We start from the raw sequence: 19690 nt of genomic DNA on the forward strand, positions 1-19690 counted from the left end.
TAGTGGGTCAATGGTTTTTGACAGTACACAGGTTTGTTCATGTTCATCGCCATCAACGAAGCTGGCGCATGGGTATGGTCCGGTGTGGAAACGATCACGGCATCGATTTCGTCGCCCATTTCCTCCAACATGGCACGGTAATCAAAAAACACACGGGCACCGGGGTGCATTTTGTGTGCTGTGGACAGGTTGATGGCATCCACATCGCAGAGGGCGACCACCTCGACCGAGGCATGCGATGAAATCGCCTTGAGATCCTCCATCCCCATATTGCCCACGCCAATGTGGGCCGTTCGTAACTTTTCTTTTGGGAAACCTGCTTTTAAAATAGAAGGTGCCAACATGATCCCTAGGGCTCCCACACTGCTTTTTTTGATGAATTCTCTTTTGTTCATGGTTAGGTATTGGAGGTTATAGTTTCTTGATTTTTATGTTTCTGAACCAAATGGGGCTCGAATGGTCTTGCAAAGCGATGTAGCCCGTTTTGAATTTTCCGTAATCGGGGGCATTGTCCCATTTCCCCGAGGCCTTCTTGGCGTTCCATTCCTCGGACCACGGCACGAACTCCAACAGTTTCTTGCCATTGAGCCAGTGCTCCACCTTTTCGGGGGTGAACACGATCTTGGAAGAATTCCATTCCCCTACCGGGTTCAACTGTTTCTGGGATTCGTCCGCCACGTGCATGGCATAGTCCGCCCCTGTCCTCTGCCAGTCCTGGAGCAGCTCGGGGTGCTCGGCACCAAATTGCGAGTTGTACCCTGTCAGATCATGTATCCTGGCATAGTTCTCGTCATCGATGATCTGATATTCCGGGGCCACCACGGGGGGGCCGTCATAGCCTTCCTTCACATGGTAGAAAATGCCACTGTTGGCCCCTTCGGGGATCTTCCATTCCAGATAGAGCTCGAAATTGTCGAACTCCTCGGCACCATATATGATGTCCTTTCCACCGGTATAGTCCTGTTCCATGCCCAGTTCGGTGTCGAAGGTCAGGATGCTGTCCCTGATGGTCCATCCGGGGGGCAGGGAGTCCATGTTGTATCCTCTCCAACCTTCCAGACTGGTACCGTCAAAAAGATGGACCCATTCGGCTTTCTTCTCTTCAGGTTGGGCGGTTGTTGTTTCTTCTGTCGGTTTCGATTGGTTTTTGCAAGCGATGAACAATGCCATCCCTACTAAAAGTGTGAAGACACTTAGCGATTTTCTTTGATTGGGTCTCATTTATGAATTTGAATTATGATTGTATAAAACTTTAAATCTCATTGTAGCGGCTTTCTACTATTTTTCAGCATATTCTGTCCTTACTTTCAATACCTCATCAGCGGTGATTTTTTCAGCTTCCTCGGCAAATTCACCCTTGATGAATGTGAGTATGTCGGCGATATCCGCATCTGATAAAAAGGCAAATGATGGCATCGCTTCCCCGTATCCATCCGCAGCACCATTGGTCGACCTTGCGGCTCCTCCCAACGTGAATCGGATCAATCCCTCATTCGGGCCGTTCACGATATCTGAGCCTATCAATGGTGGAAAGGAATTTTCGACCCCTTTCCCATCGGTTTTGTGACAAGCTGCACAATACATATTGTAGCTTTTTTTGCCTGCTGTGCCGGCCATTTTCACTTCTTCCCCGCTTTCTTTTCCTTTGGAAACCTGTTTGAACAATGCTGCATTGGCAGTATCCCCTACCTTGAATATGCGGATGATCCTATCGTCCGTTTCTTTTGGGAAGCCCTCTTTGGGGTTCCAATCCTGGTTGCTTGTAGAAATGAAAACATCTCCCTTGGGGGAAATACATAGGTCCCTGATCCTTCCCAATACATTGTCAAACAAAATGGTTTCGGATACAATGGAGTCGCCTGTGCCATTCAGCCCCAATACCCGAAAATCACTCTCTTTCAAGGTGACGAGCAGCAAAGAATTGTTCCATTCGGGAATGGATCTTGAAGCATAATAATCGATTCCTGCCGGGGCTATGGTCGGGGTCCAGGCCTTCATAGGTTCCACCACAGCGGAATCTTTGCAGAAGGATGGATTCCCCGTTGCATCATTGCAATATCCACTGACGTTCGGCCATCCATAATTACGGCCCTTTTGCATGAGGTTTACCTCATCGTCCGTGGCATCCCCATGCTCGGAGGTGTACAAGAGTCCTTTGGCTCCATAAGCCATTCCCTGTACATTGCGTTGTCCCCATGACCACACCGGGCTGTTGGCAAAGGGATTGTCATCGGGGATGGAACCATCCAAGTTGAAACGCAATATCTTCCCGTTCAATGATTTTACATTTTGGGCGTTGTCCACATCCGGACCGATATCGCCTGTGGCCCATATCAGTTTTTTATCGGGGGAAATGGTCAACCGGGTACCGTTATGTGCCGTATGTCCGGGAATCTCCAATATCGTTTTAGGATTGATCAGTGTATCATTGGCATATTCATATCGCATCAACCTTGAAGTGATGGTTTTTTCATTTTTGGTGGTGTAATTCAAAAAAACATAAGGTGATTTCTTGAAATCGGGGTGAATCGCCAATCCCAATAGTCCAGTGGTCCTTTTCCTAAAAACATCCTGTATTTCCAATAAAACATGGACTTGTCCTGTGTTCGGGTCCAAACGGCTTACGCGTCCACCCTGTTCGGTGAACCAAATGTTATCATCGGGTCCCCATGTAATCTCCCAAGGCACATCCAAATTTTCAGCCACCGTACTTCTACCGATAATGGTCGAATCGAGGGCAATCCACTCTTCTATCGGGTTTCCCGAAGAATCGTGGAAGATGTCCGCCGTTTCACTCTTTTCTTTATCTGTTTTGCATCCCATAATGAGTAGACACCCTAGGAGATACAGCACATGTTTTTGATATCCTTTCTTCATTTCTTCCAATTGGTTTTCCCCATAATTTTCAATACACACTGTCCAAAGGAATTTGTTCGCCCCCTTGTCTTTTGCTATCATGGGCAGCCTGCATAAAGGCATATATTTCCATGGTTTCCTGTGGTGATACCGGTGCAATTCCTGTTTCAAAAAAATCGATGATCTTAACCAACAAGGGTCGGTATCCCTTGTACTCCCCTACCAAGGCATTTCCATTTTCACCAAAGGCCATACCCCCAAAACCTATATCTCTTTGTCGCTCTCCCCGAAAGGTTCCCAATCTCCCATCTTTCCAAACTCCTGTTACCACTTCGGTAGCATCCGTAGAAATACAATTGACCGTTTCACAACCTGTCCCCATTAGGGTATATAGTAATTCCACTCCGTGTATCCCGTACCAGAATAGATCGGGGTGTGAGGGTTCTATGTTCGCTGGTCCGTAGGTACTGGCCCCCATCACCTTTCCCACTACCTTTCCTTCCGCGATTTCCATCGCCTTATCCGTATACCGCAAGGATGAAGCAGAAAAAATGGGTGTTCCATACTTTTCCGACAACTCCACAATGGTCTTGATATCGGGCATGGAAGCAGCGAAAGGGGTATCCATGAACACCGGTTTCCCGTACTTCAGAATCTTTTTGGCCTGTTTCAGGCGCAGGTTGCCGTCATGGGTCTCCAGAAGCACTACATCCACTTGGTCCATAACCTCATCAATGCTTTTGGCGATATGGACCCCCATTGTAGCGACTTCTTCCGTAAATTTTGGGATACGATCACGACTGGATTCAATGTCCTTGCTTCCCCAAGGATATGCCGCAACCACCTTATAGCCCATAAAATCCAGGCTGGGTTCATCGGCGTTGAGCATTTTGGTGAACGCTGGGGCGTGAGAGGTGTCCAAACCGATTATTCCCACTCTCTTTCCCTTGCCCATCATTTTGAACAGGGGTGACCCGGCGACCTCGGTCAGACCAAGGCCAAGACCTGCCAATAACGTTGTACCCACAAAATTTCTTCTCGTTCCCATTTTCAATCAAAAGATGGCCGGTTTATGAAAGCCACTTATCCAGGTTTTCCTTGACGAATGCATCATCGTTCAAATGTGGATAGGCCACATAGATCCTATCAATTTCCTCCATCTGCCCTTCGGAAAGGACCTCTTTTTCATTCAAGGTCCAAATTCCTTCCAACAGTCCCTGTCGCCTAAGGACTTCATGGATTCCGGGAATGCATCCCTCAAAAGCATTGGCCGCGTCAAAAAAGGCTGCATTGCTGTCCGTGATCTCAATGGCCCTGGTGAGCGTTCCTTTTATATCATGTTCAAATTCTCCGTTGTGCACCTGTTCGAGCAAATCGACTGCGGATTTGGTCCAGACGGCCCAATGGCCCAGCAGTCCTCCCACAATACGCTTTTTAATGGTTTTTCCTTCTGTTTTTATCTTGAACTCCGACAGAAGATCAACCAAAATGTTATCATCATTTCCTGTATACAATGCTATTTCATCGGCCCTTCCCGACTCTGCTACCCCTCTCACCACATCCAATGTTTGGTAACGGTTGAACGGAGCCATCTTTATAGCAATGACATTGGGAATACTTGCAAAGCCTTTCCAAAATTCCACATCCAATTTTCTGCCCCCCACGGCTGGCTGAAGGTAAAAACCAACCAACGGAATCACTTTGGCAACCGTTCGGCAGTGTTCAAGGATTTCTTGGTTGGGTGCCCCTTTGAACGCCGCAACACTGATCAATGCTGCGTGGTATCCCAAACCGACTGCGGTCTGGGCTTCGGCAATGGCTTGTTCTGTTTTTCCGATGATACCAGCAATCCTAATAATTGGTCTATCGTTCACTTTGGAATATCGGTCAAATTCCTCCTTGGCAATTTCAAGTACGGTACTGTAAAGGTTATGTTCCGGCAAACGGATTTCAAACTGGGTAGAATGCACCCCAACGGCCACACCTCCTGCCCTGGCATCCAGATAATACCGCATCAGGGCCCTTTGTCTGGCCTCGTCCAGTTTTCGCTCCTTTGTCAGGGCCAGCGGCAATGCAGGAATCACCATTCCTTTTTGAAATTCCTCCAGAATATTGTAGGGTATCTCCGTATAATCCATCTCAGTCGGTTAAAATTGATCTATCTATTTCTACCAGCATCTTGTCCAGCTCTGGCATTGATTTAATACTTTCCGTCCCTTACCTCAAAATGGGTGGGCTTGTCCAGGGTCTTTTTTTCCATTTTCATCCAATTCGCCGTCCATTCGATTACTTTTTTGATAGCTATCTTGGGTTCACCAAAAAGCTCGAACGACTTGGTCGCATTGTTCAAAAGAGCGGTATCCGATTCCACGCCCGTAAATTGTGGGCGGATTCCGAAATGTTTTCCAAACTCCTCCGCCACAGCACGTACGGACAAGGTTTCCTCTCCGGTTACGTTGATGATGTTGGCGGGAACCGATGTCTGTTCGAGGGATCGCAGCACCATAGTATTGGCATCTCCTTGCCATATGGCATTGAAATAGCCCATTTCCAAATCCACTGGCTCATTGTTCTTCACCTTGGTGGCAATGTCCACCAAAACTCCGTAACGGGGTTCCACCGCATAATTCAATCGTATCAGTGCGGTTGGTGTATTGTTCTTGCTGCTGCCGTATTCGAACATTCGCTCGCGCCCTAGGCAGGACTGTGCATATTCCCCCACGGCAATGGGCCTGTCCGTTTCTTTGGATCCCCCAGAAGCAATGGGAACCATGGGATATACACAACCAGTGGAATATGCCACGATCTTGGAATTCTGGTACCGTTTGGCAACCATTCCGGGCAAAAGGGCATTCATGGCCCAAGTCAAGGACAAATTGGTCTCGGATCCAAACTTCATCCCTGCCAAAAAGAACACATTCTTTACGTCGGGCAGGCTATTGAGAAAATCCTCATCCAGCAGGTCACCTTTTATGGTCTCAATTCCCAAGGATTCAATATAGGTCTGTTCATTGGGATCACTAAAACGGGATACCCCGATGATCCTCTTTGTTACGCCCGCCAATTCACAAGCACGTTTCGCCATGTGCGCCAACGAGGGACCTATTTTTCCGCCAATGCCCAAGAAAATGATATCCCCTTCCCATTGCTTGAACATTTCCACAGTGGAATCATCCGGTTGCGACAAGAGTAATTCCAAGCTTGATTCGTCCAACATGCTATCTTTTTCCATCTTCATCTTTCAGGTATTATATATTATTTTTTTATAAATGTCCACTGCCTCTTCCAGCTTTGAAACATAGCAGTATTCATCAATCTTATGTGCCATTTCAGGTTCCCCGGGGCCAATGATCACCGTAGGTATGCCGCCGTATGCCTTTTGCAGGACGGAACCATCGGTGAGGTAGGGCATTGTCTTTGGTGCGCTCCTCTCTTCATCTGAGATGCCACAAGCGTCATAAACTCCACGTATGAATGCAGCATCGGGGTCATTTGCAACTGCCGGAAGATTCACCAGTACCTCCACCTCTATATCATTTCCCAATTCCTTTTTGATCTGCTCAAGGACGTCACTGTTACGCAAGTTCGAAGTGATCCTGGCATCAATGGTGAACCCTGCACGATCGGGTACGGAGTTGATGTTCAATCCGCCTGAAACCTTGCCCACATTGATGGTGGAATATCCCAGTAGCGGGTCTTCCTCCTGCCCAAAATCAAACTGCTCCATTCTTACAATGGCCCTGGCCACTTTGTAAATGGCATTATCGCCTAACTGGGGCATGGAGGAATGCGCTGTTATACCCGAGGCTTCCAGGTTAAGGTAAAGTGCCCCTTTATGTCCAATGGCCGGGATATTTCCCGTGGGTTCCCCAACAATGATTCCCCTTGCCTGTCCCAATCCCATATATGTTTTTACCAGGTCCATGGCACCTTGGCATCCTAACTCTTCTCCCGCGGTAAGCACCAAACGTATGCCACCGGACGGGACTCCTTTTTCAAAGGCTTCAATTGCCGCAATGGTCATCGCCGCAACCGCCCCTTTCATGTCGGTGGTGCCCCGTCCATAGATCTTGCCGTCCTTGATCTCTCCTGCAAAAGGATCCATAGTCCATTTTTGGTTGCCCAAGGGCACTGTATCGAAATGTCCCGTAAAAACTATGGGCAGTTGCTTTCCATCAAGTCCTCGCTCGGCAATGACATGGAGGCGATCTGGACCAAAGGGAACGTACTCGACCTTGAAACCATTCTCGGCCAATAACTTTCCGACCATCAAGGCCAAAGAGGCTTCGTTCCCCGGAGGGTTTATGGTATCCTGGGCCACAAGAGCCCTTGTCAATCCTATAATGTCGTTCTTCATACCGTTAAAAATATCTTACGTAGAAATACAGGACTATGACCGTTATGAGCAACCACCAGTAAAAAGGGTTCCTAATTCCTTTATACAATGATCTTTCTTTTACAGGCAACTTTAAACTTTCCTTGTTCCATATCAATCCTTCCAACTCTGCATCCGTCTTTGGTTTTGTGAGCAGACTCACAACAAAACAGGACAACATGCAGGTCCAAAACACGATACCGGTCCGATTAAAAAAGGGCATGTCGGGCAAAAGGAATTCGATCAACAAGGAAAGAGGTATCGTAATGAGACCGGCCACCAAGGCACCTGAAGCGGTCGTCCTTTTCCAAAAAACGCCCATCAAGAACATGGTTGCGATTCCCGGGGTGAACAGTCCATAGAGGTTCATCAAATACAGGAACACCGGTTTGTCCGAATAGCTGATCAATAGAATGGAACTTACTATTCCCAACATAATGATCACGATTCCAGATTTTTTACCAAAGCGGATGGCCTGTGAATCAGAGGCATTTTTATTGAAATATTCCATGTATATATCCACCGTAAGGATCGTGGTGCACGAATTGATGGCTCCAGAGATATGGGACATGATCGCCGAAATGAGACCGGCCATGACCAAGCCGATCAAACCTGTGGGGAGTAGTTTCTCCACCAAGGTGGCAAACAACAGGTCCGGTTTGTCCAAATCTGGCAGGAACAAAGGGGCGACCAAGGCCGGCACCGTTATGATCAAGGGGACCAAAAATTTAAGGTAGTTCCCAAAAATGACCCCCATCCTGCCATGCCATTCATTTTTGGCCGCCAAAATGCGCTGCACGATGAATTGGTTGGTGGCACAATAGAACACACTGATACATAACAGTCCTCCTAGGTACATGGTCCATGGAAAATCGGGGTCATCTGCCGGGTAGATCATCTTCCAGTTCTGGGCAGAGTCGATGACCGTTTGGATACCTCCGGCTTCTTTTACCGTTGCGAACGTAAGGATGATCCCACCTGTCACGAGAACGATCAATTGGACCATCTCTGTCCAGACCACCGCCCGCAGCCCCCCAATGATAGTGTATATCCCGGTCAATATGGCCAAGGAGAGAATACTGTAGATTATGGGAATATCGAACAGGGCATACAATGAAAGTGCCCCCAGAAAGAGAACCGCACCGATTTCCACAAAAATATAGGTGAAAAGGATCAGTACAGCATAGACCGCCCTGGTCAGGTTTCCATACCGGACCTGTAAGTATTCAGGGATGGTATAGAACCCATTGCGGAGGTAATAGGGCAAGAACACCCACAAAAGGGCATTGAATCCCAAAAGTATGGCTGCCCACTCCAAGGTTATTGCCACAAAGCCCCTGCTGTAGGCCACACCCATTGCCCCGACCAAATGATGGCTACTGATATTGGCGGCAATGATGCTACCGCCGATCATCCACCAAGGCAATTTGTCCCCTGCCAGAAAGTAGCCCTTCTTTGTCTTGGTGTTAAAGCGGGAAGCATATAGTCCCAATACCAATATGGCCAATATATAAATAGCAAATATGGTGATGTCTATGGTTCCCAGCTTCATAAGTTCAGTGTTTGGATGGCTTCAGTTATTCGACCGATCATTTTCTCAAGACTGCCTTTTGCATAAGGCGTTTGCCAAACGGCATACATATCCTTGTCATACAGATCTGAAGGTGGGAGGTACCCAACATAGCCATTGGCTATGTTTATAAATACAATATTGTTGTCCGGAAAAGCAGAACGCAATTGTTCCTGTATCACGGAATAGGTTTCATTGGCCTGCGCAATCACGACAGCGTTACCAAGTTGCCATATCCAAACAGGAACCTTTTCCGTCTTTTTCTCACCGATGGCCCTCCGCGTATTGATCTTCCTCCAAAGTCTGTCTTTGAGCACTCGGTCTTCGCATTTTTCATACGCCTCCAGCAGTTCTTCCACAGAAGGTAGTTTTTTATAGTCTATCTCAACATGGATGATCTGTGCCCCCATTTGATGGTTCGGAGCTTTTTCCACTGGTTTCCATAGTGCAAGTGGAGCCCCTGAAATCAAGGCCTCTTTAAACTCAAAGCCCATATTGTTCTGCGGAATGGACTCCAAAGTGGCTATAGTGGCATGGCCCAAACGGCGTCCATGACTGTCCACAATGGCCGGGTCGGCAACATATTGTTCCTTGGGAGCCAAATCCCCAGATGCTCCTTGGAAAAATAAACAAGAGCATCCCGAATAGGCTTCCACGACTTCCCGAAGTGAACCAATGTAATCCGGGGACAGCATTTTATTTTCATGGGCAAAGGTGGTCGGGTGGCAAGCATAGTTCACCAAAGTCGCCAATTGTTTCCCCTTTTCATCCCTCACGGCCCCGACCAGCAAAGTGTCATCTGCCCTTTGGGTAGGGTCATAGCCGATGAGATAGGTTCCGTCCACATAAAAATCCCTTTTAGTGGCCAAATCGCAGCTGCCATATCCCCAGGTAAGCGTTCCCTTTTGCATTTTGCGGCTTCCCTCTTCATACAAGCTGACCGCGGTCTCGGCCAAAAACTTCAGATAGGGTGCTATCTGGTCGCCTCCCGGTTTATCCTTATCGGCCGAACAAATACTGGGACCTGCATGTGTATGTGATAAACAGAAAAGCACCTGCTCTTCCTTTAAATTCGCTTTTGTTAGAATGTAGTTCCTTAGGTTCAGCTCGTCCGAGTTGTTCTTCCACCACCCCAGATCGGCCGTAAACCATACCAACATTTCATCGTTGACAGACTGCATCAGAAAACATTGCATCCATAAGGGTCTATGTACGGCTTCTGCCCGGTCATGTGCGGAAGCACCCCAGTTACGGGCATATATGGACAATGGTGGTGTGATATCGGCAGTGACCACTGAAAAACTACCGGAGAAGGTACTGTTGGGGGTTATTTGGTTTTTGTTGGGGGTCATTACTGCGGTTTGATTCGTCATTTAGTCCTTAGGAGTGAGAGACCTCCATCCATGAGCAAGGTGCTCCCGGTCGTATGCCGGTTGGATGGATCACAAAGCCACAAAACTTGTTTGGCCACTTCATCTGCTTCAATCAGCTTGCCCATGGGGACACGGTTCCTTGCTTCGGCTGCAGAAGCTGGGTCTTTGTCCCACACCTCTTTGCTCAATCCGGCATTGACATATCCTGGGGCAATTTCATTCACCCGGATTCCTTTTTCGGCATAGCTCAAGGCCATGGTCTTGCACAACATCCTCAAAGCGGCCTTTGACACGGAATAGGCAGGGATATTGATATGGGCGGCATGGGCTGCCCAACTTCCCAAAAACACAATGTTGCCGGCCACTTCTTTTTTCACAAAGGACCTACACACCGCATTGGCCATGAAAAAGGAACCGTTAAGATTTACCTGAATCTCCCGTTCCCATTCTTTGGCTGTGATCTCCTGTACATCTTTCAATGTAACCGTTGCGGCATTCACAATAGCGATATCCACCTGGCCCCATTGATCCTCAACATCCTGGATCCATCCTTCAACTTCATCCGCATTCGAGACATCCACCTGAGTATAACGGTAGGTCACTCCCAGATTGCCCATCGAAGAAAGTTTTGCGGCTGCGGTTGTTGGATCAAGGATATCCGATATTCCAATCTTCGCCCCCATCTTTCCAAATTCCAGTGCCACTGCTTGACCAATGTCACCCATTCCGCCGGATATCAATACGACCTTGTCTTTAAAACTATTGCTTTCCATGTCCTTATCTTATTGCTACCAATCCCCTACGCTACCATCTTTATAAAAGGTACGTTGCAGTACTTCCTGCTGAAATGGATGTTTTTTGATTTCCTCTTCATTAATCTCGATTCCCAGTCCGGGACGTTTGTTCGGAAGCACTATTCTTCCCTCCTTTTTTACCTCAAAACCTTCGGAAACCACATCTTGCCTCCACTCCACATCATTATGCACACTTTCACAAATGATATAGGACGGTGTGGCAAATCCCAACTCCAAGGACGCCGCAGTACTTACAGGCCCTTGTGGGTTATGGGGTGCCATGGATACTTTATAGGCCTCTGCCAATGCTCCGATACGGCGTGCCTCTGAAAGACCACCACAGTGAGTGATATCGGGTTGAAGAACGCTCACGGCCCTTTTCTCCAATAGCTCCCTAAAGGCATGCACTCCCACCAAACGTTCTCCCGAAGCAATGGGAGTTGTAACCGAACGCTGGATCAATGCAATATCATCCATGGTTTCCGGCCAACAGGGCTCTTCAAAAAAATACAGCCCGTAAGGCTCCAGTGCCTTGGCAAACATGAGACCCATGCGAGGGGTTGGTCTTGCATGGCAATCCACCATGATATCAATATCGTCACCCACAGCTTCGCGCATGGCGCGCACACATGACTCTGCGGACTTTATCGGTTTTAGCCCTTCTAAGGACATTGTCTCGGGGACAGCCATGGACTTGAAGGCGGTAAAGCCTTCTTCCACGGCCTGCTGGGCCAGTTCGGCAAAGCGCTTGGCGTTGTCGGGAGCAGTCTCATAAAAATCTTCCATTTTTCCACCTCCAAGATGGCAATACAGACGGACATAATCCCGTACGCGGCCTCCCCATAGTTCATGGCAAGGCACATTGTGGATCTTGCCCAGGATATCCCATAGTGCAATGTCAATTCCACTGATGGCCGTTCCCCTTACAATACCGTTTCCATGCCAAAAATGCTGGCGGTACATCATCTGCCAAAGGTGCTCTATTCGTCTGGGATCTTCACCCACCAAAAGTTGGGAGATGTCCTCAATGGCCCCTACCACACCTTTGGTGTGCCATTCCAACGTAGCTTCTCCCCAACCCCAAAGTCCGGGTTGATCGGTGACCACTTTCACAAAGATCCAGTTCCGCATCCGTGCATTGCACACATGAGCTTCTATCGCTGTAATTTTCATTTCCGCAAATTTATAGTTGACCAACCACCTTTTTCACATTATCCAAGGTCACTTCAATGTCCTCTTCCGAATGTGCAAAAGATATACTGTTCTGTTTGATTGCCACAGGGAAATTAAATATACCGTTTTCAATCAATTTTTTGCGGTATTCGGTGTCGTATTGAAAATCATGGTTGTTCAAAATATCGTGAAAATCAACCGGGGCATGGTCCATAAAGTATGCACAAAAAGCGGACCCTTGCCTTGCAATGTGATGGGTGATTCCCTTTGCCGTGAAAATATCCTTCAATCCATCTTCCATCAATTTCCCCAATCGCTCCACATGCCCATACACGTCCACGACAGGGTCGGCAAGCTTTTTCAAGGTCGCGATTGCTGCTGCCGTGGTCAATGGGAAGGCATTGAAGGTGCCTGCAATCAAGACCCTTTTGCTCTTCTCCGGATGGATGAAATAATCCATGTATTCCTTTTTTCCCGCAATCACACCAAAGGGATAACCGTTGGCGACCGCTTTTCCAAAGGTGGAAAGGTCGGGCCGAACCCCACAAATGGATTGATAACCGCCCAAGGCATGCCTAAAACCTGTTTTCACCTCATCAAAAACAAGTAAAAATCCATGCTCATCGGCAAGTTTACGCAGACCCTCCAGATAACCCGGCTCTGGCTTTACGATACCTATGTTTTGCAGGACAGGCTCCAATAGTACACAGGCAACCTCGTAACGCTTAAGGACATAGGCTATGGATTCCAGGTCATTGTAGTTGACCACGTGCACCAATGATTTATGCACATCAGGGACACCTGCGGACAAGGAATCAAAAGGGTATTCCCCCGGCGAGACACGCTCACCGATATCCGCCTTTGCGCTTATCACATTGCAGGCCACATCATTATGCCAGCCATTGTAACCTCCTTGCATCACGATGACATGGTCGCGACCTGTCGCGGCCCTAGCTATCCGAATGGCGTGGAATGTTGCTTCCGAACCTGTGTTCGTAATCTGTACACTATCCGCATAAGGGACACTTTTGCAAAACAGTTCGGCAAACTCACCTTCCAAGGTAGTTGGCCCTGCCCCCATCAAAATGGAACTGCTCTTCAGTGCCTCCTCTACCGCTTGGTTGATATCCGGGTCGTTATGGCCCAAAAATGAGGCCGCGAAGCCTGCCTGGTAATCAATATATTCTTTTCCGTCCACATCCAAGACCCTACTTCCTCTGCCGCTCTTAAAACAAATATTGGGATCTGCCTTTCTGTTCAAGGATACCACGCCTCCGGGTATCCACTTCTCATTTTCCAATAAAATGTTATTAGATTTTGATCTGATCATATTCTTTATATTATTATTTTCTTCTAATGTTTTCTGCATGGACATGGCTCGTAAAAGATGTAAATACCGATTGAACTTTTTTGAACATCAAAACATAATGACTACCATTCATTATATTTAATGAATACTAAATTATGTATTTTTTGTATACAATTATAATTAATTTTAATTTATTTTTATGAATAAACTCTCAGACATGTCCGTTTTGCTCGAAAATCTCCAGTTCCCGGAAGGACCGGCGTTCGATTCTAAAGGCACACTATGGTTTGTTGAACAGCAAAATGGAAGCTTGAGCGAGTATTCCGATGGCGAACTGAAGCGTCATATAGTGGGTGGTCGCCCCAACGGCATTGCTTTTGATTGGGAAGGATTGCTATGGTTCTGCGACTCCCTTCGCAATGAGATACGGACCTATGACCCTGTTTCCGATTCCACCAAAACTGTAATCTCTCATTTGGGAAGCGAAACTCTCAACCTTCCGAACGATCTGGCCTTTGATGCACAGGGAAATCTTTTATTTACTTGTTCCGGGAAAGAACTCCATAAGGGAGATGGGTATTTTTGTGCTTGGAGCCCCACAAAGGGATTGGTAAAAATAGACTCCGTTCCTTTTTATCCAAACGGTCTTGCCTTTGACCAGGACAAAACCGTACTATATGTTGCAGAAACTGGGACAAAACATATCTGGAAAGGCCAGTGGGATAGCGGGGACTTCACTTGGAAGAACCCCGAAATATTCACCAATACGGGTGGCCCCATAGGACCGGATGGAATCGCTTTTGATGAAGAAGGTTTACTTTATGTAGCCGTGTTTGGCTCGTCAAAAGTGCATGTATACCAACAAAATGGAAAACTGCATAGGGAAATTAATCTGCCTGGGGCCAATCCTACCAACTGTGCCTTTGACCCTTATGGAAGGCTGGGACTTGTCATCACTGAAGCAGAAAAAGGACAACTGATCAGTTACAAAACAACGCTTAGGGGAATCCTATAAAATTTGGCCCATAGAGCTACAGCCATTATTTTACAACACAAAAATCTAGAATTCGATGGACTCTCTTTCCCCGCGGTCCAAATGTTCAATGAGTGTATCAACCGATTGTCCAAAATCTCCTTTTTTTAGCGCCTCGACAATCTTGCGATGCTCCATATCGGTTTGCTTGTAATCGTCCATATGGCTCAATGCATTCCCCAATTTAAGATGAAACAAGGGAATGTTGCTGTTGTTGTAGATTTGGACCAAACGTTCATTTCCCGTTGATTCAATGATTTTTTCGTGAAATCGGACATCGGCCTCGCAGGCCCCTCCGAAATATCCTTTTTCCACCATGGATGTGAAGTCGTCACAGATCAACTCGAGCTCTTTAATGACTTCCTTGTCCCTTTTATTGAACAATATTTTCAAGGCCCCGACCTCAATCAACTCGCGCAGTTCGCGTATTTCCTTGATGTCGTCAGGGGTTATTTTTTTGACGAAGCAGCCTCCTTTTTCCCCAAACTCGACCAAATGTTCCCCGGCCAATCTCATAAATGCCTCACGAATAGCGACACGACTAACATCCAGCTTTTTTGCCCAAGCACTTTCAACCAGCCTTACACCTCCTACAAGCTGATTGGACAGTATTTTTTTTCGTATTTCCAAATACGTTTTATATGACAACGAATCTTCCTTCATTTTGTATTCATTTTAACCCAAAAATAGGCATATGAACTTCATATTATATTATCGAATGATTAATTTAAAGATACTTCCTGTCATCACCCATCCAACCATCAAATCGATTTACTTGTTTTCCGGCAAAATCGATTCCGAGGCATTGTATGAACGACCGGGCCCAACAACATATTCTCCTCCCACGGTCCTGAAACTTACTACATTTTTCCCGAAATCAACCAGAACATTGGAATTCAATCCGCTTTTTTTATCGTATACGTTCCAATATCCTTCCTTCATCCCCGCAAAGATTACCTCCACTTCCCTTCCTTCACTTGGTATTATCAGCTTGATAGGTTCCTCAATCAAGTCCTTTCCTTTTGAAATGTAGACCATTTTATTGGCCAAACGGACAAGGTAATATGTGTCAAACTCCTCAAAATCGACCTTGAGTGCACTGGCTTCTCCGTCCACCATTTGAAAGACCGTCAAGAATTTATCGGTTTGACGTTGCTTTTTAGGGGAGTACATGATCCGATAGCCGTTGGCCTCGGGCCAATTGGAATTGACTTCATATTTGGTCCCGAAAACATGGGTCGATTCTTTTCCACCAAGCACTTGCAGTGTACGGTCTTCCGGCTTGGGAACCAACATATCCACATAGGTTTTCCCCACTTTATCATCCAGCTCACTGCTCAATACCAACCTATCTTCCAATGTTACAGGAGCATTCAGGGTATTGATCTGCCAGTATTTCTGAAAGGTAGAGTCCTGGACCTGCATATCGTCCGTCAGGATTATGGCCGCGGGCACATCTTCACGTTCTAGATTCAAGAACAGAAAACCTCTGGAATAGGACTCCATTTTTGAAGAATAGGCTGCCGTCAAGTCCATATTGTAATAGCTAAACGATGGGGCCTTGGCATCCTTCCCAACTGCTGACGACCGCACAAAGCCAACATTGAACCACGGATCTGTTTGTGCCTCCTCGGGCGTCTTGGGAAACCTTTGGCTAAAGCGTGTCCCTCCATCGTTGGTCTTGGTGCGAAATAGCAGTTCTTCATTGGGATCAACGGCCAGCATCATACTGTGCGAAATGGAACGCTTGTTGAAATTGAAATCATACGGTGACCCGTAGGACAAATAAAGCCCAAGATCACCCACTTGTATTCCCCGGTAATAAATCTGTAACGCTCCGGCATCGGCGTGCTGGTGATTTCCAAAATGGTATCCACCACCTTTGATTTCCGCCACTACGTTACCACTATCCTTGTTTTGGTCCCAACCGGTCCGGGCGACCATAGATCCCAATACTGGTCCAAAATCCTTGGTCAACGGAAGCTGGTCCAAATCAAAATCAGGTTTCAGTTGGGGGTCGTTGAGCAACAGGAACAGGACCGGATTGTTCGGCAGTGCTCCTTGCTTGTAAAACTCACCCTTGATCAATGGGTTCCCGGAAAACGCATAGCACAAAAGCATGGTCTGTGGATTGCTCCAGTAAAATCCATCACTGTTGGAATACTTGACGCTGAACATGTCGCCATCCCTCAGCATTTTACCATCGGGTGTGCGCATATACAACCAATAATCGGTCATGTTCTTGATATTGTCATCGAAGACGGAATACCCCAGCATCCGATAGTACAGCCATACCGCATGCATTTCCCAGCCAAAACGGTATCCACCATAGTCAATCCCTTGGTTATGCCGTGGGGATTGGTATTCAAACTTGCGCATGGGCACCAATTGTTCCAAAATGGTATACGAGACATACTTGTAGGGTTCGGGGTCCTCATCATATACGGCCAAACTCCAGGCCAACATATCCCTACAGATCTGGGCCTCATTTCCGTGTCCGTTTATGATGCTCTCCAGGCCATAGAATGGGGGCCAACCAATTTCCATGTCACGCACCAAGCGTTTAAAGTCTTTTTGTAAGATGGATTTTGTTTTTTCATCCAACAACGGGTAACACCAATCATAGACCAATGCCCCTGTATAGAGTGCCCTACCCACTTCGCGTGTAATGTCGCCATAGGTTACATTGCCAAATTCAAGTACCGAGAGGTAGTCCACAAGCAACTGTACAGCTTCCTTGCCGACCGTGGCATCTTGGGTCATCAGGTAATAAAATGCCTTTTGTTCGATTACTTTCTCCAGTTGTTCATCATGGAATATTTCCTTATCCAAGTCAAAGTCGAACGAATAAGGACTTAATGCTGCTTTTTTTACCTTTTCCCAAGCCTCTTTGTTTTCGGAAGAAGTCAAACGTCTTTTTACAATGGGTAGGCTCTCCTTGTTTACCCATAGTCTTGGCCGGTCTTCGCTTGGTTTTATTTTAGGCATATAGGCCTCTGCTTCCGGGGGTGCGGTGGGGGCCACATAGGGTTTTATGGCAATGGTGGAAAGGGCCAAGTTGTTTGGGAGCCAAATTTTCAGCTTTTGCCGCTTTTCGGAAATCTCAAATTTTCCCAACTCCTGATGACCTCCTTTGTAGCGATCAAAGACGATACGTTTGGTTCGTCTTGAGTCCCCCAACTGAAAAAAGGCATTCACCGTCCAGAGACCTGTAGTGTCCTTCTTTTTTAGCAATTCCATATGGATTGGATATGCCTCAGCTTCCAAAACATATATACCCTCTTGGGGCACTTCCAATTCCACCTCAACATCGGGCTGTACCCTTTTGTCGGGATTGGCAAGATGCTTTTTAAGGGCAACACCATATGTTTCCTCTTCCCCTACGTTTACCTTTCGTGTTTTTGTGGTTTTTTCGTTGATATCCCCTTTATGCAATGGAAGGACAGAAGAAAAACTCTCCTGCCCTACCGCTTGCAATGTCCACAATACAAAGGCTACTATTAAAATATACTTATTGAACATTTTCTAATTCAAATTAAACATGCCAAGGCCATAGGCAGCTGTCCAAAAATGGACAGCCAAAATACCTACCAACCTGGGTTCTGCGTCAAGGCCGGATTCACATCAATTTCTGTTTGCGGAATTGGCCATAGATAGTAATGGTCGGGGAATCCCCTCTGTCTTATATTCACTCCGGTAAACTCGGTCATCCATACCCCATCGACAACATCTTTGGCGATGCCCCATCTGCGGATATCGGAATACCGTTGGCCCTCACCGCACAGTTCCACCATACGCTCATGCCTGATCCTTTCCCGCATCTCATCTTGACTCAAGCCAGTGGGCAAATCGGGCAAACCGGCCCTTTCGCGGACGGCGTTGACCGCATCATAGATACTCTGGTCACCAGGGCTCGCTTCATTCTTTGCCTCGGCATACATCAAAATAACATCGGCCAACCTGATGAGCGGGAAATTTTGGGGCATGTTGTTCTGCAAAGTGTACACTGAGCCTGTTTCCACAAATTTCCTCCATGCATAGCTTCCTGCCGTCCAAATAGGAACGTAGGCCAAAGGGTCCGACGTATCCACTGGGAACTTATAAAGGTACTCCACTTCGTTTCTACCCACAAATGTAGACCACGGCACCACAATGGCTTGTTGCATGCGGGGATCCCTATTTTCAAAAAGCCTTCTTACCGATTCTTCATCTTGCCAATCCGCAGGATCGTTCGGGTCAAAAGTATCCCCTCCTGCGTCCGTAAAGTTTGCAAAATCGAACGGTGTTCCATCGATCATTTCGTAGGCGTTGACCAATTTAGGGGTAGGTCTGGTCCGCTGCGAACCAGAGGTAGCCCCTCTGGCATTACCATAGTTTCGGTCTGTGGCCAAACCATAACCTTGCTCGGCTATGTACTGCACATCAAAAATGACCTCATCGTTATTGTTACCGGCCACTCGGAACAAGCTATGGAAATCGTCTATCAAAGTCCTGTCGCTGTTGTCCATCAGGTATTTGAAGTCTTCCGCAGCCTCTTCATACTGTTCTGCCCAAAGATGTGCCTTACCACGCATGGCCAGTGCCGCCCACTTTGTAGCACGGCCTTTGTTGGACTGGTCATAGTTCTCGGACAAAAGATCAAAGGCCTCGGTCATATCGTTCACAATAAAATTGTATACCTCTTCCTCGGTATTCCTTGGTTTATAGGTCTCATCCACGTTCATTGCGGTGTCATAGAGCGGCACCCCTCCAAAGAAATCCCATAACTTGAAATAAAAATAGCCCCTGAAGAACTTCGCCTCACCCAAAATACGGTTCTTCGTGTCTTGGTTCATTTCGATTTCAGGTACATTCTCCAAAACCGTATTGGCCCTGTATATGCCCTTGTAAAATATACCCCAAGAATTGGAGTAAAATGAGGCGTTGGAAGGGAAATTACCGGTTGTGAGACCCGTGGCCCATGACTGATAGGAAATATCGGTAAAGTCATCCATCATGCCATAGATCACTATGCTGTTGGTGAATTCACGGTTGGCGTCGTAAAGCGCGTTCACCCCCATGATGGCATCCTGTTCCGATTTCCAGAATCCCCCTTCGGATAGGCCCACCAATGAATCCCTATCTAGAAAATCATCGCTACATGAACCCAAAGTACAAATGGAAAGTAATGCCAGTAGTATTCTATTTATCTTTTTAATCATCACTTT

At 46.9% G+C, this 19690-nt stretch carries 16 protein-coding genes; 1 reads left to right on the forward strand and 15 read right to left on the reverse strand.

Annotated elements, in window-relative coordinates; all coding sequences use genetic code 11:
- The 12 genes from D2V93_RS07235 to D2V93_RS07290 form a co-directional block, all read right to left on the reverse strand.
- A partial coding sequence (locus tag D2V93_RS07235) for a Gfo/Idh/MocA family protein (RefSeq protein ID WP_147377383.1) occupies positions 1-395 on the reverse strand: 395 nt, incomplete at its 3' end.
- A 16-nt stretch (positions 396-411) separates the two neighbouring features.
- Positions 412-1221: a 3-keto-disaccharide hydrolase gene (locus tag D2V93_RS07240; protein WP_220473621.1), complete on the reverse strand. Its 810-nt coding sequence runs from the start codon at positions 1219-1221 to the stop codon at positions 412-414.
- Positions 1222-1278: 57 nt separating this feature from the next.
- The gene (locus D2V93_RS07245) at positions 1279-2958 is read right to left on the reverse strand and encodes a PQQ-dependent sugar dehydrogenase (protein ID WP_220473622.1); all 1680 of its coding nucleotides are present in this window, start codon (positions 2956-2958) and stop codon (positions 1279-1281) included.
- Positions 2906-3904, reverse strand: coding sequence for a Gfo/Idh/MocA family protein (locus D2V93_RS07250; RefSeq protein ID WP_119618973.1), 999 nt, complete (start codon positions 3902-3904; stop codon positions 2906-2908). The genes D2V93_RS07245 and D2V93_RS07250 overlap by 53 nt, the downstream gene beginning before the upstream one ends.
- Positions 3905-3926: 22 nt before the next feature.
- Entirely contained in the window at positions 3927-4994 is a 1068-nt protein-coding gene (locus tag D2V93_RS07255; protein WP_119618974.1) for a dihydrodipicolinate synthase family protein, read from the reverse strand.
- A gap of 62 nt (positions 4995-5056) precedes the next feature.
- Entirely contained in the window at positions 5057-6094 is a 1038-nt protein-coding gene (locus tag D2V93_RS07260) for an NAD-dependent epimerase/dehydratase family protein (RefSeq protein WP_220473623.1), read from the reverse strand.
- A 3-nt stretch (positions 6095-6097) separates the two neighbouring features.
- Positions 6098-7213, reverse strand: coding sequence for a M20 family metallopeptidase (locus D2V93_RS07265; RefSeq protein WP_119618975.1), 1116 nt, complete (start codon positions 7211-7213; stop codon positions 6098-6100).
- A gap of 4 nt (positions 7214-7217) precedes the next feature.
- A complete protein-coding gene (locus tag D2V93_RS07270) occupies positions 7218-8783 on the reverse strand; it encodes an SLC5 family protein (protein WP_119618976.1) in 1566 nt (521 codons plus the stop codon).
- Positions 8780-10153, reverse strand: coding sequence for a hypothetical protein (locus D2V93_RS07275; RefSeq protein ID WP_119619069.1), 1374 nt, complete (start codon positions 10151-10153; stop codon positions 8780-8782). The genes D2V93_RS07270 and D2V93_RS07275 overlap by 4 nt, the downstream gene beginning before the upstream one ends.
- A gap of 17 nt (positions 10154-10170) precedes the next feature.
- Entirely contained in the window at positions 10171-10947 is a 777-nt protein-coding gene (locus D2V93_RS07280) for an SDR family NAD(P)-dependent oxidoreductase (protein ID WP_119618977.1), read from the reverse strand.
- A 15-nt stretch (positions 10948-10962) separates the two neighbouring features.
- Complete coding sequence (dgoD, locus tag D2V93_RS07285; protein WP_119619070.1) at positions 10963-12141, reverse strand: galactonate dehydratase; 1179 nt, start codon at positions 12139-12141, stop codon at positions 10963-10965.
- A 10-nt stretch (positions 12142-12151) separates the two neighbouring features.
- Positions 12152-13471: an aspartate aminotransferase family protein gene (locus D2V93_RS07290; protein WP_072880450.1), complete on the reverse strand. Its 1320-nt coding sequence runs from the start codon at positions 13469-13471 to the stop codon at positions 12152-12154.
- Positions 13472-13649: 178 nt separating this feature from the next.
- Here D2V93_RS07290 and D2V93_RS07295 point away from each other — a divergent pair, with 178 nt between their 5' ends.
- A complete protein-coding gene (locus D2V93_RS07295; RefSeq protein ID WP_119618978.1) occupies positions 13650-14465 on the forward strand; it encodes an SMP-30/gluconolactonase/LRE family protein in 816 nt (271 codons plus the stop codon).
- A 45-nt stretch (positions 14466-14510) separates the two neighbouring features.
- On the opposite strand, the gene D2V93_RS07300 is transcribed toward D2V93_RS07295, so the two are convergent.
- The 3 genes from D2V93_RS07300 to D2V93_RS07310 all read right to left on the reverse strand — a co-directional run bounded on the left by D2V93_RS07300 (position 14511) and on the right by D2V93_RS07310 (position 19684).
- Positions 14511-15146 (reverse strand): GntR family transcriptional regulator, encoded by a 636-nt coding sequence (locus D2V93_RS07300; protein WP_072879998.1) that lies wholly within the window; start codon positions 15144-15146, stop codon positions 14511-14513.
- Positions 15147-15254: 108 nt separating this feature from the next.
- Entirely contained in the window at positions 15255-18005 is a 2751-nt protein-coding gene (locus tag D2V93_RS07305) for a hypothetical protein (protein ID WP_119618979.1), read from the reverse strand.
- A 65-nt stretch (positions 18006-18070) separates the two neighbouring features.
- Positions 18071-19684: a RagB/SusD family nutrient uptake outer membrane protein gene (locus D2V93_RS07310; RefSeq protein WP_072880002.1), complete on the reverse strand. Its 1614-nt coding sequence runs from the start codon at positions 19682-19684 to the stop codon at positions 18071-18073.
- Between the last annotated feature and the right edge of the window lie 6 nt (positions 19685-19690).

It is taken from the genome of Flagellimonas taeanensis, assembly GCF_003584105.1.
In the GTDB taxonomy this organism is placed as follows: domain Bacteria; phylum Bacteroidota; class Bacteroidia; order Flavobacteriales; family Flavobacteriaceae; genus Flagellimonas; species Flagellimonas taeanensis.

Bases quoted from the DNA above. Each gene is read 5' to 3' on its own strand.
- D2V93_RS07245 (WP_220473622.1), bottom strand. From the start codon at position 2,958: ATGATAGCAAAAGACAAGGGGGCGAACAAATTCCTTTGGACAGTGTGT.
- D2V93_RS07260 (WP_220473623.1), bottom strand. From the start codon at position 6,094: ATGAAGATGGAAAAAGATAGCATGTTGGACGAATCAAGCTTGGAATTA.
- D2V93_RS07300 (WP_072879998.1), bottom strand. From the start codon at position 15,146: ATGAAGGAAGATTCGTTGTCATATAAAACGTATTTGGAAATACGAAAA.
- D2V93_RS07280 (WP_119618977.1), bottom strand. From the start codon at position 10,947: ATGGAAAGCAATAGTTTTAAAGACAAGGTCGTATTGATATCCGGCGGA.
- D2V93_RS07250 (WP_119618973.1), bottom strand. From the start codon at position 3,904: ATGGGAACGAGAAGAAATTTTGTGGGTACAACGTTATTGGCAGGTCTT.
- D2V93_RS07270 (WP_119618976.1), bottom strand. From the start codon at position 8,783: ATGAAGCTGGGAACCATAGACATCACCATATTTGCTATTTATATATTG.
- D2V93_RS07295 (WP_119618978.1), top strand. From the start codon at position 13,650: ATGAATAAACTCTCAGACATGTCCGTTTTGCTCGAAAATCTCCAGTTC.
- D2V93_RS07310 (WP_072880002.1), bottom strand. From the start codon at position 19,684: ATGATTAAAAAGATAAATAGAATACTACTGGCATTACTTTCCATTTGT.
- D2V93_RS07240 (WP_220473621.1), bottom strand. From the start codon at position 1,221: ATGAGACCCAATCAAAGAAAATCGCTAAGTGTCTTCACACTTTTAGTA.
- D2V93_RS07290 (WP_072880450.1), bottom strand. From the start codon at position 13,471: ATGATCAGATCAAAATCTAATAACATTTTATTGGAAAATGAGAAGTGG.
- D2V93_RS07255 (WP_119618974.1), bottom strand. From the start codon at position 4,994: ATGGATTATACGGAGATACCCTACAATATTCTGGAGGAATTTCAAAAA.
- dgoD (WP_119619070.1), bottom strand. From the start codon at position 12,141: ATGAAAATTACAGCGATAGAAGCTCATGTGTGCAATGCACGGATGCGG.
- D2V93_RS07305 (WP_119618979.1), bottom strand. From the start codon at position 18,005: ATGTTCAATAAGTATATTTTAATAGTAGCCTTTGTATTGTGGACATTG.
- D2V93_RS07275 (WP_119619069.1), bottom strand. From the start codon at position 10,153: ATGACCCCCAACAAAAACCAAATAACCCCCAACAGTACCTTCTCCGGT.
- D2V93_RS07265 (WP_119618975.1), bottom strand. From the start codon at position 7,213: ATGAAGAACGACATTATAGGATTGACAAGGGCTCTTGTGGCCCAGGAT.